Origin of the sequence: Streptomyces sp. NPDC017529 (assembly GCF_044329785.1) — a bacterium.
Taxonomy (GTDB): domain Bacteria; phylum Actinomycetota; class Actinomycetes; order Streptomycetales; family Streptomycetaceae; genus Streptomyces.
Map to the genome: position 1 here is coordinate 105063 of NZ_JBIRJY010000011.1, position 16188 is coordinate 121250.

Here is a 16188-nt window from a genome sequence, read left to right on the forward strand (position 1 = left end):
GCGCCCCCCTAGCCGCGGAACTTGAGTACGGTGGTGAACCCCTGCCCGCCGTCGGCGCACCCGGTGCCGAGCAGCGTCGTGGTGGGTTCCTTGCGCCCGAAGCCGGGGGAGTACCAGCCCAGCATCGGGTACCCCCTGCTCGAAGAGCCGGGGGAAGGGCCGGTCTCGCCGCGATGCGCCCGCCAGCTCAGCTGCCCGGGCAGGTCGAGCACCGCGGACCGGTCCTCGCCGTCCCGGGCCCAGGTGAGCACCGCCCGGCTCCCCACCAGGTCCGCGGCGATCGCCGGGCCGAGGTGGAACGCCAGCCGCACGGTCCGGCGCGGGCCGCTCACCTCGTCGACCACGCGCAACTCCGCGCTCGCGACGGCCAGTTCGACCCGGCGGCGGTGCACGGAGGGCCGGTAGCCGTTGTGCTCGGCGCACCAGCGGGCCACACCGTCACCGGGCGCGTCCGCGGCCAGGACGCGGCTGCGGGCATGCCGGGTCCACAGGAACGGGCCGCCGGAGACGGACTGGTCACCGCCGTCCAGCTCCAGGGTGTTGTGGCCGAGGGTCGACCGGAAGTACCGCCGCCACTCCGGCTGCCCGTGGTAGCAGAACGTCCCCGGGTCGGCGAGCACGTCGACCCCGTCGTGCCGGACCTCCACGGACAGCGCGTCCGCGTGGGCGTGCGCGGCGATGGACAGGAAGCCGTGCGGGCCGCCGTCGCAGCGGCACCAGATCTCTCCCGGCCCGCGCAGGATGGTGAGCCCCGCGTCGGCGAAGTGGCCTGGCCGGCTCGCCGGGCGGGGCACGGCCGGGGCGGTTCCGCTCTTCGCGTACGGCCGGATGAGCGCGGCCAGCAGCGAGGTACGCACATCGGTGCCGGTCACTTCCGGCCACCAGGCGAGCCGGCCGAACACGGCGTCCCCAGTGGCCAGCAACGAGCCCCAGCGGTCGGTGCCCGCGCCGTCCAGGACCAGACCGTGACCGTCGTCCGCGTCCCCCTGGCGCGGCGGCCGCAGCCGGCAGTCGACGATGGCCGCGAGCGCGTCGGTCATCCGCAGCAGCACCAGCCGGACGGACGCGGGGACCGGCACGCCGGCGGCATCGGCCTCGGCCACCGCGGCCAGGCCGAGTTCAAGGACGAGTCCGTGGTACTCGGTGGCCAGTTCGCGGTTGAGGCCGGAGGGGAAGGTGTTGCTCTTCAAGTGCCGCTCCAGCGACCGCAGCGCGCCGGCCCGCCAGCGCGCCGAGGCGGGGAACCACCCGAACGCGCAGGCCGCCGCGAACTGCCCGGCGGCCTCGGCGATGGCGTGATTGTTCGCCGAAGACCCCCGGCTGGGGAAGGCGGCCAGCCAGCGCTGGTGATGCCAGATCTGGTTGAGCGCCACCGGGTTGTCCTCGAAGAGACCGGCCGCGCCTGGCCAGCCTTCGAGCAGCCGGCGGATCCACACCCAGGACAGCAGCCGGATGCCCAGCTCGATGCCGCTGATCCAGTGCACGCCGCGCAGCGGCGGGTTGGCCTTCCACCACGACCGCAGGAGCGCGGCCACCCGCTCGGCGTACCGCTCGTTGCCGGTGATCGCGTAGGCGGCGGCGAGCACGGTGAGGAACTGGTGCCGGGACGGCTCCCAGATCTGCTTGACGTCACCGACCGCGTCCTCGTTCCGGTACGGCACGTCGAAGGCGTAGCCCCACGGCGCCCGGCGCCCGGTCTTCGGGTCGCACCACCAGTCCGGGTCGGTCAGGTCGTCGCGGACCACCCCGAAGTACTCGGCGTGCCCGTACATCAGCCGGTCCGCCTCGGCGACGAGACGTTTCGCGGCGTCCGGCGGCACCGCGGCGATCGTCCCGGCGGGCAGTACCGCGGTGAACCGGGCGCCGGCCACCCTCGGGCAGTCGGGGCGCGCCGACCGCCACCGCCGTCTGCGCACCGCGTCGCCCACCCGGCCGCCGACCTCCCGCGGCCCCATCCGGGACAGCCGCCGCAGGTACCACCCCGCACTCCCCGGACTCACGGTCATTGCGCCCTCACCAACGTCACCGGCCCGCCGCCGGCCAGGCTTGCCTGCACGGCGAGGGTGGCCGCCGTGGTGGCGGCCGGCGACTCCAGCGGCACCGGCATCGGCCCGCCGGTCCGTACGGCCTTCACGAACGCGGCCAGTTCGGCTTCCTGGCCTTTGTCCCTGGCCTTGGACAGCCGCGAACTGACCCACCGTTTGCGCCCGACCGATCCGTCCGCATACACCGAGGCGCGGACGAAGTCGTCGAGCCGCAGCGCACGGCCGTCCGCGACCAGGTCCAGCGTCTCCTTGGGGAAGCCGGGCGGGCCGGTGGTGACGTAGCTGATGGTGGCGGTGGATCCGTCCGGGTAGCGCAGTACGACCTGGAGGTCCTCGTTGCCGGACGTGCCGACCGCGTACACCGAGACCGGGTCGGCTCCGAGCAGCCAGCTCGCCGTGTCGATGAAGTGCCCGCCCTCGCCGGCGAACCGCGAGCCCTCGGTGCCCTGTCGCAGGTACCAGCTGCCGTGCTCCAGCCGGCCCGCGTTGACCAGGTAGCGGAGGCTCGCCGGACCGCTCCGGGCGCCGAACCGCTGCCGGGCCTCCCGCAGCAGCGGCGCGAACCGGCGGTTGAAGCCCACCTGCAGCCGGTCGTTGCCGGACTCCTCCACCGCCGCGAGCACGGAGGCCAGCTCGTCCTCGGTGAGGGCCAGCGGCTTCTCCACGAACACCGTCTTGCCGGCCAGCAGCGCCTTCCGGGTCAGTTCGGCGTGGGAGCTGTGCCGGGTGACCACGAACACCGCGTCGATCGACGCGTCGCCGAGCACGGCGTCGAGATCGGTGGTCGCCTCGGCGAAGCCGAACTTCCGCTGCGCGTTGGCAGCGGACAGCGCCGTGGTGGTGACGACGGTCGACAGCGTGACGCCGTCGCGCTGTGCCAGGTGGGGCAGCAGCATCGACGTCGCGTAATTCCCCGCGCCGACGAATGCCAGCCGCACCGGCGACCTGGCAGGCCGCACCGGACCCGCCTTCCTGTTCACCGCGGGCACGGCCACCGCCGGGACCTGCGTTCCCCCCGCTTCCCCCGTGTGTCCGGGGTAGCGGAACAGCACAGCCACGGCCTTCAGATCGCCGTCCTTCAGACTCCGGTACGTCTCGACGGCGTCATCGAAGTCGGCGGTGTGGGAGACCAGGGGCTCCACGTCGACGCGGCCGCGGGCGAGGAGGTCGAGGAAGCAGGCCAGGTTGCGGCGCTCGGTCCAGCGCACGTAGCCGACCGGGTAGTCGCGGCCTTCGAGCTCGTACTCCGGGTCGTAGCGCCCGGGGCCGTACGAGCGGGAGAACCGTACGTCGAGTTCCTTCTCGTAGTACGCGTTCCACGGCAGGTCCAGGCGGCACTTGCCGATGTCGACGACCCGGCCGCGGTCCCGGCTCAACCGCGCGGCCAGCTCGACGGGCTGGTTGCTGCCGCCGCCCGCGGCCAGGTACACCTGATCCACGCCGTGACCGCCGGTCAGCTCGGCGACAGCGGCCTCCACGGCCGCGGACGCGGGATCGCCGCAGGCCGCGGCGCCCAGGCGCGCGGCCAGCTCGCAGCGCACCGGGTCGGGATCGGCCCCGACGACGCGGACTCCCGAGGCGGCCAGCAGCTGCACCACCAGCTGTCCGATCAGCCCGAGGCCGATGACCAGCGCCACGTCGCCGAGCTGCGGCTCGCCGCGGCGGACGCCCTGCATCGCGATCGACCCGACGGTGCCGAAGGCCGCGTGCCGCGGCGCGAGGCCGTCCGGAACCCGGGCGTAGAGGTTCTTCGGCACCCAGTTCAGCTCGGCGTGCAGCGCGTGCTCATTGCCGGCGCAGGCCACCAGGTCGCCGACCGCCACATCGTCGGTCCCGGTGCCGACCTGCTCGACCACGCCGCACAGCGAATAGCCCAGCGGCGTGTAGGAGTCCAGCTTGCCCATCACCTTGCGGTAGGTGGCGGGCACTCCGTTGGTGGCCACGCTCTGCATGACCTTGGCCACCTGGTCGGGGCGGGAGCGGGCCTTGCCCACCATCGACAGGCCGGCCTCGGACACCTTCATGAGTTCGGTCCCGGTGGAGATCAGCGAGTAGGCGCTGCGGACCAGCACACCGCCCGGCTTGCACCCCGGAACCGGCACGTCGAGCACCGTCAGCTCGCCGCTCTTGTAGTTCTGCACGACCTGTTTCACCCGAGCTCCTCTTGTTTCCACGCCGTCAAGCCGCCCGGCTCCGGCCGCAGCCGGAGGTCGCGCCGCGATACCAGTACTCCAGGGTCAGCACGTGCCACAGATGCTTGGAGAAGTCCCGCTGCCCGGCGGCGTCCTCGGCGACCATGCGCGCCAGCGCGTCGCGGCGCAGGATCCCGGAACCGACGAGCGCGCCGTCGTGCACCACCTCGCGCACCAGCGGTGCCAGGTCCCGGCTCATCCAGGCGCGCAGCGGGGCGCTGAACAGGCCCTTGGGCCGGTACACGATCTCCCGGGGCAGGACCGAGGCGGCCGCCTCCTTGAGGACGGCCTTGCCCTGCCGCCCGACGATCTTGCGGTCACCGGGCACGGCGAACGCCGCCTTGACCACCTCGACGTCCACGTACGGCACCCGCACCTCGGTCGACGCGGCCATGCTGGAGCGGTCCGTGTACGCGAGGTTCAGGCCCGGCAGGAACATCCGGGCGTCGCCCAGGCACATGCGGTTGACGAAGTCGTCGAGGTCGTTGTCCCGGTAGACGTCCGCGTGCTCGGTCAGCACGTCCTCCACCGTCCCGGCCAGGTCCGGATCGACCAGGGCGAGCAGCTCGTCCTGGTCGTACATGGTGTAGCTGCGCCGGAACGCGGTCTCCTCCGGCAGCTCGGCGAAGGACAGGAACCGCTTCGCGAAGCGCACCGACCGGTACCCCCGGCGGGACGTGGCGACCGGCAGCCGGTCCACGGTCGCGGACAGGCCGCTCCGCAGGGGCCGCGGGATGCGCTGGTAGCGCAGCGCGAGCAGGTTGGCCAGGTGCTTGCGGTACCCGGCGAACAGCTCGTCGGCACCCATGCCCGAGAGCATCACCTTGACCCCGGCCTCCCGGGCCGCCGAGCAGATCAGGAACGTGTTGATCGCGGCGGGGTCGCCGATCGGCTCGTCCAGGTGGTAGGTCATCCGCGGCAGCAGGTCGAGCACGTTCGGGGCGATCTCGATCTCGTGCAGGTCGACACCGAACCGCTCGGCCACCTGCCGGGCGTAGCGCAGGTCGTCCGGCATCGCCTCGAACCTGGCGTCCTCGGCGCGGAACCCGATCGTGTAAGCGGAGATCCCGGGCCGGTCGCGGGCCGCCAGCGCGGTCAGGTAGCTGGAGTCGAGGCCGCCGGAGAGGAAGGTCGCCACGGGTACGTCGGAGAGCAGGTGGCGCCGGGCCGACTCCTCGACGACGGCGGCGACATCCGGCTGCTCGCCGCTCCGGGCCCGCTCCTGGCCCTCGGCCGCGACGTCCCTGAGGTTCCAGTACCGGCCGCTCTCGGTCAGGCCGTCGGGCCGGCACCGCAGCCAGCTGCCCGGCGGCAGCTTCTCCGCCTCGCGGAACGCGCAGCGCGAGTCCGGTACCCAGTAGTACAGCAGCGACGCCACCAGCGCCGCGTGGTCCACTTGCAGCGTCCCGCCGGTCACGGCGGCGAGCGCCTTGAGCTCGGAGGCGAACAGCAGGCCCGCACCGCGCCGGAGCAGGAACAGCGGCTTGATGCCGAGCTGGTCGCGGGCGAGCACCAGCTCACCGGTCCGCTCGTCGAAGACCGCGAACGCGAACATGCCGCGCAGCCGGGGCAAGCAGTCGGTGCCCCAGCGCCGCCAGGCCTCCAACAGCACCTCGGTGTCGGAGGTACCGCGGAAGCGCACCCCGGCTGCCGACAGCTCGGCGCGCAGTTCGGGCGCGTTGTACAGCTCGCCGTTGTACGTCAGGGCCAGTCCGCCCGAAACCATCGGCTGGGCGCCGGTCTCGGACAGATCGATGACGGCCAGCCGACGGTGCCCGAGATGCACTTCGCCGTCACCGGCGGGGTGGCCGTAGCGGCCCGCCCCGTCGGGGCCGCGGTGGGCGAGGACACCGGTGAGCCGGTCGGTCACGGCCTTCCCATCCGGCCAGTGGTACGTACCTGCGATTCCACACATGTCCTACCGCGCCTCCTGGTTGCCGCCCGGGGCCCGTGCGGCCGGCACCGAAGGCCGCTCCGCCCGCAACCGGGCTGTTCCGTGCTGCCGGGCCAGCCGTTCCGTCCGCGGCTGGCCCGTCCCGTGCTGCCAGGCCAGCCGCTCATGAGGGCCGGGTAGCGCCGTGCCCGGTCTGTCCCACAGCGTGCCGTCGGTCCGGTCACGCGGATCGGGGTCGATCAGCACCACACCGATCACCGCGACGCGCTGGTCCGCGAGCTGCCGCGCCACGGTGTGCAGCCAGGCGGCGCTGCCGTGCCCGGCCCGCACGACGAGCACGGTCCGGGTGCCGAGGTACTGGAGGTCGGTCCACGCCGTGCCGGGCGCGACCGAGCCGACGCCGAGCCGGCACACGTGCGCCGGCACGGCCGCGGCACGCTCGCCGCTGACGACGGTCGTACCCCCGGGCGTCTGGCGGCTGTTGAAGAGTTCCGGACCGGGCAGGCCGTCGATGACGACGACCGGCCCCTCCGCCGCCAGCACCCCGGCGACGTTCAGGGCGATCACGCTCGTGCTGCGCGCGCAGCCCAGTTCCAGCAGCGACACCGGTTCCGTGGAGCCGCGCACGGTCCGGGCCAGGGACACGGTGAGCCGTTCATACGCCGTACGGGTCCGGCGGCGCCGCCACCACCCGGCCGGCCGGCGGGGCGCGGGGCGCAGCTCCGCGATGACCGAGGCACCCAGGTTCGCCGCGATCTCCCGGCGCAGCACGGGGCGGTCCGCCACCACCGTGCCGACCGCGGCCAGCGCGAGCCCCAGCGCCAGCCCGAGGACGAGCCCGATCCCGGCCTTGGTGGCAGCGGCCTTGGGCAGGGAGTGCCGCACCGCGCGCGGTGCGTCCACGATCTGCGTGCCGACGACGAGCCGGGGCGTGCCGGTGCGCGCCTCCGCGGCGCGCTGGTCGAAATCGGTGATCCGTGAGGTGAGCTCGGCCCGGCGGGCGAAGAGCGACTCCAGGCTCGCCGACGCTGTCGGGTCGCTTCCCGGCGACCGGTCCCCGATCGCCTTGTTGACCTGGGCCAGCTCGTCCCGCATGCGGTCACGCTGGTCGAGCAGGGCCTTGGCCTCGGCCTGCGCGGTTTCCCGCATCCGCCGCACATGGTCCGCGACGAACGTGTCGGCCAGCGCCTTGGCCCGGGCCACCGCTTCCGCTTCGCTGTCGCCTGTCACGTCGATCTGCAGGAGGTTGTTGGTCAAGCCGGTGCCCCGGTAGTCCTGTATGAAGTCCTCCGGTTTCTCCGCGGACTTGAGGGCCTTCAGTGCCTGGGTGGCGATCCGTGTGGTTCCCAGCAGCGCGACGTCGGTGCGGATCAGCGTTCCGGTGTCGTTCGGTTGGTCCTCCTTGTGCGCGACCAGCACCTTGGTCACCGCGGTCGGCGGCGGTGGCATCAGGACCGCCACCGCCGCGCCGATCAGCAGCCCCAGCAGTGCCATGGAGCACCAGAGGCGGCGGCGCCTGCGCACCGCCACGACCAGCGCCTGGAGGTCCAGCAGCGGAGCGGTCGCCGACGACTCAGGAGCCGTGCTCGTCGTCACGCCGGACCTCCCGTCGCGTGGCCGCGGACCGCGAGCGGCGCAGTGGCGTTCTCCGGAGGACGACGGGCGGACCGCGGCGGACGGGTACGGACCGCGCCGGCGACGACGGCGCCGACGACCTCGTGCCCGGCGTCCGCACACGCCTCGGCGATGCCGGCAAGCTCCCCCGCGGTCCAGCTGCCCGCGCTGAGCACGACCAGGGCACCGGACTCGGTGTCGCGGTCCGGCACCATCGGCTCGGACGCCGAAACCTCCACCACCCGCAGCACGGGGTCTCCGCCGCTCGAAGCGCCCGGGGAGGAATGGCTCCCGGCCTCGGCGACGAGCTGCCCGGCGGCCCGGCGGGCGATCTCGTCACCGTCCGGTACGACGACCAGCAGCCGCCGGGGGGCCGGCAGTTGGGCCCGGAGGCGGGCGCACACCCGCCGGTAGCGGATCCGCCTGCCGGCCTCGTCGCCGGACCTCTGCTGGGCCGGTACGTCCCACCGGGTGTCGACGCCCAGCAGCCGGCGGACCAAGGCCCGCGGGTCACCGCCTGCGGGCCGGTGAGAACGCCGCTCACCGGGCACATCGACGGTGCCCAGCAGCGGCGAGCCCAGCGCCGCGGCGATCTCCGGTTCGGTGCGCAACCGGCGGTTGACCCGGGCGGCGGCGAGGTGGCCGACGACCGCGGCCAGGAAGAACAGCAGCGCCCCGGCGAGGACGAGCTGCACCCTCGTCGGCGGCACCTCGCCGGTCGGCCGGGCCGCCGGTCCCATGACGACCATGCCGGCCTTCCCGGCCATCGGGTCGGTCTCGTCCAGCTTCTTCATGGCCTCCTGCAGCGCGGTGCGCAGCTTTTCGAGCGCGGTACGGGCCTGCACGCTCTCCACGGTCCGCCCCGGATCGGCCGCATTGGCCAACTCGGTGATACGGCGGTTGGTCTCCGCGACCTTCTTCCGCAGCGCCTCCGGTCCCGTGTCCGCTTCGGGGGCGCCGCCGTCGCCCGCGATCCGCGCGGCGAAGGCGACGAACTCCTGTGCCACCCGGTCGGAGAGCTGCTGCGCGCGCTCCGGGGTGTCGGCCGTACCCGAGATCTTGATGATGTTCCCGTCGGCGGCCTTGGCGCTCACCCGGTCCCGTAACTCGCCGCCGCTGACGCCCGCCCAGCCGAGCCTGGCAGCCGCGCGGTCGACCACCGCCGAACTGGCCGCGATCTGCACCTGGGTCAGCAGCTCGCGCTCCTCCCACTGCCCCGGCAGTAGCACCGATGCCGACGCCGTGTACCGCGGCGGGAACAGCAGCGCCGAGGTGCCGTAGCCGACGAGCGCGCCCAGCACGGCGAGGACGGCGATCAGCCGCCGGCGCCGGCGGAGCACCCGCCCGATCGTGACCAGGCGTATCGTGTCATCGCTCAACGGCGCGGCCACCTCCTTGGCCGGCCCCGGGCCGGTCCGCTCGCCGGCACCGGAGTGTGGTCACGGCAGGCGGCGGCGTAGGCGGCGAGCAGCGCCGCCTGCGAGTTCCGCCAGGAAAGCCGCCCGCCGATCCGCTCCTGGCCGATCTTGCCCATCCGGGCCCGCTTCTCCGGATCGTCCAGCAGCAGCGCGACAAGTTCGGCGAAGGCGGCCTCGTCGTTGGCGGGCGCGTACACGGCGGCGTCACCGGCGGAGACGCGCGCCTCCCGGAGGTCGAACGAGACGATCGGCCGGCCCATCGCCATGTACTCCAGGACCTTGTTCATGGTCGACACGTCGTTGAGCGGATTGCGCGGGTCGGGGGAGAGGCACACGTCCGCGGTGGACAGGTAGCGCACCAGGTCGGCGTCCGGAATGCGCCCGGTGAACTGCACCTGCTCACCGAGCCCGAGCCGCCGGGACAGCTCCACCATCGCGTCGAAGGCGTCGCCGGAGCCGACGAACACCGCGTGCCAGTCGGTCCGCCCGAGGTCGTCGCGCAGCGTGGCGAGGGCCCGCAAGGCGTAGTCGACGCCGTCCTGCGGACCCATGACGCCTAAATAGCACAACAGGTGAGGCTTACCACGCTTCAACTCGGCCTCAACCGGCGCCGGTTGGAACCGGTCCGTCTGGGGCGCACTGCGTACCACGAAGACGTCCTCCGGCCGCCGGCCGCCACGGCGCACCGCGACGTCCCGGTAGCTCTCGTTCGTGGCCAGTACGACGTCGGCGGCCCGGTAGGTCAGCCGCTCCAGCGCGCACACGGCGCGGTAGAGCAGGTCTTCGCCGCGTCCGAACCGGGAGAGATACAGCTCGGGTACCAGGTCGTGCTGGTCGAAGACGAACCGCGCGCCGCGCCGCTTCAGCCACAGTGCCGGCAGGAACAGCAGGTCGGGCGGGTTGCAGGCATGGACCACGTCGACCGGGCCGACCTTGCGGGCCAGCCGGGCCGTGTGCCACAACGCCGAGCCGTACTCCCGCAGATAGCCGGCAGGCCCTCCGGTGGCCGCGCGCAACGGGTAGCGGTGGATCCGCACCCCGTCGATCACCGCCTCCGGCTCCGTGTCCCGCTTCTCCCCCCGGGGGCAGATGACGTGCACCGTCCAGCCCGCGTCGCGCAGCGTCGTACACTCCTGCCACACCCGCCGGTCGAACGGCACCGAAAGGTTCTCCACCAGGACCAGCGCGCGACGGACGGGCCCGCCGGCGCTCTTTGCGTCACCAAGCAAGGCCCACGTACCCCGGTTCGGCCCGGCGCGCTTCGGCGTCGGGAAGGTGGATGAGGTCGATGATCACCGGGCCGTCGCCGCCATGGGGCAGCGCCGACAGCACGGCCGGGTCCCTGGTGCCGACGAGGCACACCTCGGCGTGTTCGAGCACCTCGCCGACGGAGTCCGCGAGCAGCTGCGCGAGGTGCGGCAGCCGGGTCTCGATGTACTCCCGGTTCGCGCCGATCAGCCGGGACACGCTCACGTTGGCGTCGTAGATCTTCAGGTCGTACCCCTTGCCGAAGAGCCGCTCCGCCAGTTCGACGAGCGGGCTCTCGCGGAGGTCGTCGGTGCCGGGTTTGAAGGACAGCCCGAACAGGCCCACCCGGCGCTTGCCGGTGCGCTCGACCAGGTTCACCGCGCGCTCCAGATGTGCGGAGTTGGAGGGCAGCACGTGGGCGAGGATGGGCACCGAGACGTCGGCCCGCTGCGCCGCGTGGACCAGGCTGCGCAGGTCCTTGGGCAGGCAGGAGCCGCCGAAGGCGAAGCCGGGCCGCAGGTAGGCGGGGCTGATGTTCAGCTTGCGGTCGGCCAGGAACACATCCATCACCTGGTGCGAGTCCACCCCGAGTGCCTGGCACACCGCGCCCAGCTCGTTCGCGAAGCCGATCTTGAGGCCGTGGAACGCGTTGTCCGCGTACTTGATCGCCTCGGCCGTCGGTACCGGCACCCGGAACACCTCGCCGGGCAGGCTCTCGTAGAGCGCCGCCACCACATCGCCGCTCGCCGGATCCAGCTCGCCGATGACGGTCTTGGGCGGGTCGAAGAAGTCCCGCACGCTCGTGCCCTCGCGCAGGAACTCCGGGTTGACCGCGACCCCGAAGTCCACCCCGGCCGTGCCGCCGACGTTCTTCTCCAGGAGCGGCACCAGCAGGTTCAGGCAGGTGCCCGGGAGCATGGTGCTGCGGAAGACGACGGTGTGCCGCCCGCCGCGCTCCGCCAGCGCGGCGCCGATCTGCTCGGTGACCCGCTCCAGGTACGTGGTGCACAGGCTGCCGTTGGGCTCCGACGGCGTGCCCACGCAGACCAGGGACACCTCGCTGCCCGTGACCGCCTCGCGGACGTCGCCGGTGGCGCGCAACGCCCCGGTCCGCACGGCCCCGGCGATGAGCTCGCCGATCCGCTCCTCGACCACCGGGGCCTTGCCGTCGTTGACCAGGTCGACCTTCACCCGGTTCACGTCCACCCCGATGACCTCGTGACCCATGCCGGCCAGGCACGCGGCCGACACACAGCCCACGTAGCCGAGTCCGAAAACGCTGATCCTCATGTCCTGTCCCTCCCCCCAGGCAGACCCTTCGGGCCTGCGGTCCGCGCGCCGGCAGGATCGTTTCGCCGCAGCCCCTCGCGCATCAGTAGGCCCCCTGCCCGTACAGCACCGCACGCAGCGTCTTCCACAAGATCACCGCGTCCAGGGCGAGCGACCAGTCCTCCACGTACCGCAGGTCCAGCCGGACCGCCTCCTCCCACGGCAGGTCGCTGCGCCCGCTGATCTGCCACAGGCCGGTCAGGCCGGGCTTGACCAGCAGCCGCCGCCGGATGTCCGGGCCGTACGCGGCGGACTCCTCGGGTAGCGGAGGCCGCGGGCCGACGAGCGACATCGACCCGGTGAGCACGTTGAACAGCTGCGGAAGCTCGTCGATCGAGTACCGGCGCAGCACCGCTCCCACCCGGGTCACCCGCGGGTCCCGGCGGATCTTGAACAGCAGCCCCGCCCCCTCGTTGCGGTCGGCCAGCCCGGAGCGCGCCGCGTCGGCCCCGGCGACCATGGTGCGGAACTTGAAGATGGTGAACTCGCGGCCGTCCTTGCCGACCCTGCGCTGGCGGTAGACCGGCCCACCAGGACTGTCCGCCAGCACGAGCAGCCCGACGAGCACCATCAGCGGCGCGAACAGCACCAGCAGGAACGCCGCGCCCAACCGGTCGACGACTCCTTTGACCGCCCGGCGGCCCCCGCTGAAGGTCGGCATGCTGACCCGCAGCAGCGGGATCCCGAGCACCGCGTCGACGTGCAGCCGCGGACCGGCCACCTCCATCAGCACGGGGGCCACGACCATCTCGGCATCGCTGCCTTCGAGGTTCCAGGCCAGTCGCTGCAGCCGGTCCGGCGACCAGTGCGGGTCCGGAGTGATCGCGACGACACGGTAACCGTCGCGGCGTACGTGGTTGGCGACGTCCGTCAGCCGGCCGACGACCCGCACTCCGTCCAGTTGGTCGCCGTCGAGCCCGTGACCGTCCGTCGTGCACACGGCGTCCACCCGCCACCCGAGGTGCGGGAACTTACGGGCCCTGGTGATCAGATCGCGCACGGTGTCCGGGCTCCCGGCGGCGAGCACCGGTCTGAGGCACCGCCCTTCCTTGCGCTGTTTGTGCAGCGCGAGGCGCAGCAGATACCGCGCGATCATGGTGACGAGCGCGATCGCGGGGATCGCGACGAAGATCCATAGTTTGATGTTGCGCGAGGTGAGGGCGATTCCGCCGAGCGCCAGTACGACGGCCGCCGTGAACAGTGAACGGCCGAGCCGGCGGAATTCCTCGGCACCCTGGCCGAGCACGGCCGGAGCCCACGCCCGGCTCACCGCAAGCGCTCCCAGCACCAGCAGTTCGGTGCCGAAAGCGAGAATTCCCCACTTCTCGTGCCAGTTGGCCGCGTCGCGGGCCCCGAAGAAGATCCCGATTGCCGCCACCACGAAGGCGGTGGCGACGGAGTCGCTGGTGATCACGGTACGGCGGTACCGCTGTTCCCAGTCGATCGTGGGCTGGCTGCTTGCCCCGTTCGCCAGACGCCCGCGCGCCGACGGAAACGGGTTGACTAATCCCCCCTGTTGCACAGAACCCCCCGGTTCCCAGTGGTTCGACGTGTTCGCCTCACCCTGTTCCTCGCCCCCGGGAGGCCCCCGCCCCCCGCTCCGCGCTGTTCCTCTCCGCGAGAGGCCCCCGCCTCCCGGATGACATCCCGGCTGTTTCAGCGCTACTTGATCTACTTGGTCTATTTGGACAACCCCACCCCGGCCCTGCGGATTCACCCGTCCTGCCGGACCTTTCGGGCGCGCCGGACCCCGTCGAAACCGGCTGTTTGCGGCGCCGGACGTATAGATCATTCTTGGTCGCTTCGTGACCGAACTCCGGAAGCACGGTCAATCTAGAGCATCAGGGCCAATATGAAGAGGGGGGATGTGTGTAATTTGTACTCAAGCTGGGTAGCTGGGTCTACCAATCGGTTACTTCCTCCGGGACGTGACGAAGCAGACGTGCCTTGTGACCTGTGATGACGGGAGTGCGCTGGGCTGCCGACACCGCAAGCCCCCGGACGCCGGCACCAACATCTGGGCTCCATCCAGACCCTGCCGAGGCCTCAGGTGAGGCGGCGTCCGTGGAGTTCCCACCATCGAGGATCGGTGGCCTGCTCGTAGTGAGCCCTTTCCAACCTCAGGTTGAGGCGTGACGAAGGGCGGGGATGGTCTTCACGATGGCAGTGGCTCGGTTGGTGCTACAGCGGAGTTTCCGCGGGAGGCGCCAGCCCTTCAGGGCGGCCATGGCTTGGTCGCCGAGGCAACGGATTCCGGCCTGGCTGCTGTTGTGCCGACGTCGCCGCAGCTTGAGATGCCGACCGCGGACGGGCGCCCGGGTGGTGCCGCCGGCGCCTCGATGCACCTTGTCCGTCCAGCACTTCACCTCCGCGTCGCGGGGGGCGTAGTCACCGGCAGCACCCGTGTCGTGGCGAGCGCCCGGAACGGTGGGTGAGGCCGCCAGCAGCCGACCTGCCGCATCGGTGATGGCCTGCCACGCCGGGCTCGTCGGGCATGGCGGCGCCGACACGGCTGAGAGCTACCGCGGAGCTGCGCACCGACCGGTGACCGGTCGGTGCGGGCCCGGTCTACCGGTTCGCGGCTTCGCGAGAGGCGATCCGGTTCGTGCGACCGACCGTGCGGCCCACCGCGTTGCGCACCGCGAGGCCCGGCCGGGTGCGGGGCACCATGAGCCTGGAGAGCAGACCGACACGTCGCTGCCGCGGGCCTACCTCACGGCGGAGCCGCGACTCGTAGGCGGCGAAGGCGCGGGCGTGATCACCGGGATGGGCGGCGAGCTCTTCTGCGAGGGCGTACGCGCCCGCCATCGCCATGCTGGACCCGTCACCCAGCAGGGCTGTCGCCGCCGCCGCGTCCCCGAGCAGTACGACCCGTCCGCGGGACCACGAGGGCACCCGGACGGTGGTCAGGGGGTCGAAGAACGGAGCCGGGTGGTCGAGGAACGCCGCCACGAGTTCCGGTGCCCGCCACCGCACGTCGGCGTAGGCGTCGGCCACGGTCTGCTTGTGAAGGGCGACGTTCTTGCGGTCGTGGGGCGCCGGCTGTGCGGCCCGGAAGGTGAAGATCGCGAGCGGAGTGGTCCGCGAGGGGTGGAGGACCAGCATCCGGTTCGGCACGGTCAGCATCGTCATCTCGGTCGGGTCCTCGATGGCGTCGGGTTCCAGCGGGACGGTCGCGCCGTACAGGCCCAGGTCGCTCGCGAACTGCCGCTCGGGTCCGAACACCAGGCGCCGTACGGTGGAGTGCATCCCGTCGGCACCGACTACCAAGTCGAAGCGCCGTGGCGCGGACCGCCGGAAGGTGACGTCCACCCCGCCTGCGTCCTGGTCGAGAGCGGTGACCGTGTCGTCGAACAAGAACTCGGCCTCGGTCTGCGCCGACCGATGGAGCACCTCGGACAGGTCGGCTCGGGTCACCTCGACCGTCGGCGCCTTGTCCGAGGTGAGCGGGAGTTGCAGGATCCGCCTGCCGCCGGGGTCGAGCAGGGTCAGCGACCGATTGCGGGTGGCGAGTCCGCGGAGCTGCGGGAGGATGCCCATGCGCTCGGCGACCGGGACCGCGGGCCCCTTCACGACGATCGCACTACCACCGGAGCGCAGCTGCCGGGCATGTTCGACAACCGTCGGCCGGTATCCATTCCGGGAGAGCCAGTAGGCGAGTGCGGGCCCTGCGATTCCGGCACCGACTATCAGCACCTCGGGCTTCTTCATGACGATGACCTCTCGGAGTGTCGATGACCAGGTCCCCGGCGAGTGCCGGCCCTGGTTTCAGGGGGCGGCGGCACGGGGCAGCACAACCGGGACCAAGGTACGAAAATTTTCGTACCTCAGTGGAGCACGTCCTTCAGGTACGATGCAAGTCGTACTTGAAGGAGGTGCGGCGTGGCCGGGAGGAACCTGGTCGGCCCGGAGGCCGATGCGCTCGATCTGGGTGCGGTGTTCCGCGCCCTCGCCGACGAGCACCGTCGTTCGGTGATGACGGAGTTGGCCGCCGACCGCAGCGACAGCGAGCGGGGCTGCAACTCGTTCGATCTTCCGATCTCGAAGCAGACCCAGACCCACCACTTCCGGGTCCTGCGCGAGGCAGGTCTCATTGACGAGGTCGACTACGGCAACCGCAAGGGCATCCGACTACGACGCGCGGACATCGAGAAGAGATTCCCCGGGCTGCTCACGCTCCTGGGCGCAGAGTCCCCGGGCGGGACTGCTCCTCGCTGAACGCAGCTGAGCACACCGGAAGGAGTCCGAGTCGGCCCTGAGCCGCAAACTCGACCGGATCCAGCTCGCGCCCGGCTCGCAGGTAGCCGAGCACGACGCGGACACGAATGGATCGGTGTCGCTTCGACCACCGTCCCGCGCTCGTGATCGGCGCCGAGCACTTCCGCGCGCGCTCCCTCATGCCAACGCCCACCGAGGTGTCCTCAACCTGCGTGCGGAGCAGAGCCACT

The 16188-nt window shown here is 72.0% G+C and carries 10 protein-coding genes; 1 reads left to right on the plus strand and 9 read right to left on the minus strand.

Translation table 11 applies throughout. The annotated features are described in order from the left end of the window. Positions 1 to 8: 8 nt before the first annotated feature. The 9 genes from ACH4K4_RS25950 to ACH4K4_RS25990 form a co-directional block, all read right to left on the minus strand. Positions 9 to 2006 carry an alginate lyase family protein gene (locus tag ACH4K4_RS25950; protein ID WP_398170449.1) on the minus strand — a complete coding sequence of 666 codons (1998 nt, stop codon included), beginning with the start codon at positions 2004 to 2006 and terminating at the stop codon, positions 9 to 11. After that, a complete protein-coding gene (locus ACH4K4_RS25955) occupies positions 2003 to 4198 on the minus strand; it encodes a bi-domain-containing oxidoreductase (protein WP_398170450.1) in 2196 nt (731 codons plus the stop codon). Before ACH4K4_RS25955 ends, ACH4K4_RS25950 begins: the two co-directional genes overlap by 4 nt. Before the next feature lie 25 nt (positions 4199 to 4223). Next, on the minus strand, positions 4224 to 6152 hold the full coding sequence (gene asnB, locus ACH4K4_RS25960; protein WP_398170451.1) for an asparagine synthase (glutamine-hydrolyzing): 1929 nt from the start codon (positions 6150 to 6152) through the stop codon (positions 4224 to 4226). Between the two features lie 3 nt (positions 6153 to 6155). After that, positions 6156 to 7727: a Wzz/FepE/Etk N-terminal domain-containing protein gene (locus ACH4K4_RS25965; RefSeq protein ID WP_398170453.1), complete on the minus strand. Its 1572-nt coding sequence runs from the start codon at positions 7725 to 7727 to the stop codon at positions 6156 to 6158. Next, positions 7724 to 9124 carry a Wzz/FepE/Etk N-terminal domain-containing protein gene (locus tag ACH4K4_RS25970; RefSeq protein ID WP_398170454.1) on the minus strand — a complete coding sequence of 467 codons (1401 nt, stop codon included), beginning with the start codon at positions 9122 to 9124 and terminating at the stop codon, positions 7724 to 7726. Before ACH4K4_RS25970 ends, ACH4K4_RS25965 begins: the two co-directional genes overlap by 4 nt. Continuing rightward, positions 9121 to 10392: a glycosyltransferase family 4 protein gene (locus ACH4K4_RS25975; protein ID WP_398170455.1), complete on the minus strand. Its 1272-nt coding sequence runs from the start codon at positions 10390 to 10392 to the stop codon at positions 9121 to 9123. Before ACH4K4_RS25975 ends, ACH4K4_RS25970 begins: the two co-directional genes overlap by 4 nt. Then, positions 10382 to 11701: a nucleotide sugar dehydrogenase gene (locus ACH4K4_RS25980; RefSeq protein ID WP_398170457.1), complete on the minus strand. Its 1320-nt coding sequence runs from the start codon at positions 11699 to 11701 to the stop codon at positions 10382 to 10384. The genes ACH4K4_RS25975 and ACH4K4_RS25980 overlap by 11 nt, the downstream gene beginning before the upstream one ends. An 82-nt stretch (positions 11702 to 11783) precedes the next feature. Further along, a complete protein-coding gene (locus ACH4K4_RS25985) occupies positions 11784 to 13262 on the minus strand; it encodes a sugar transferase (RefSeq protein WP_398170458.1) in 1479 nt (492 codons plus the stop codon). Between the two features lie 1046 nt (positions 13263 to 14308). Beyond that, positions 14309 to 15451: an FAD-dependent monooxygenase gene (locus ACH4K4_RS25990; RefSeq protein ID WP_398170460.1), complete on the minus strand. Its 1143-nt coding sequence runs from the start codon at positions 15449 to 15451 to the stop codon at positions 14309 to 14311. A 171-nt stretch (positions 15452 to 15622) separates the two neighbouring features. On the opposite strand from ACH4K4_RS25990, the gene ACH4K4_RS25995 reads away from it, so the two are divergent. Further along, positions 15623 to 15958 (plus strand): ArsR/SmtB family transcription factor, encoded by a 336-nt coding sequence (locus ACH4K4_RS25995; RefSeq protein ID WP_398170461.1) that lies wholly within the window; start codon positions 15623 to 15625, stop codon positions 15956 to 15958. The last annotated feature ends 230 nt before the right edge of the window (positions 15959 to 16188 follow it).

Excerpts from the sequence above, each read along its gene's own strand:
- ACH4K4_RS25990 (WP_398170460.1), bottom strand. The coding sequence starts at position 15,451 with ATGAAGAAGCCCGAGGTGCTGATAGTCGGTGCCGGAATCGCAGGGCCC.
- asnB (WP_398170451.1), bottom strand. The coding sequence starts at position 6,152 with ATGTGTGGAATCGCAGGTACGTACCACTGGCCGGATGGGAAGGCCGTG.
- ACH4K4_RS25950 (WP_398170449.1), bottom strand. The coding sequence starts at position 2,006 with ATGACCGTGAGTCCGGGGAGTGCGGGGTGGTACCTGCGGCGGCTGTCC.
- ACH4K4_RS25980 (WP_398170457.1), bottom strand. The coding sequence starts at position 11,701 with ATGAGGATCAGCGTTTTCGGACTCGGCTACGTGGGCTGTGTGTCGGCC.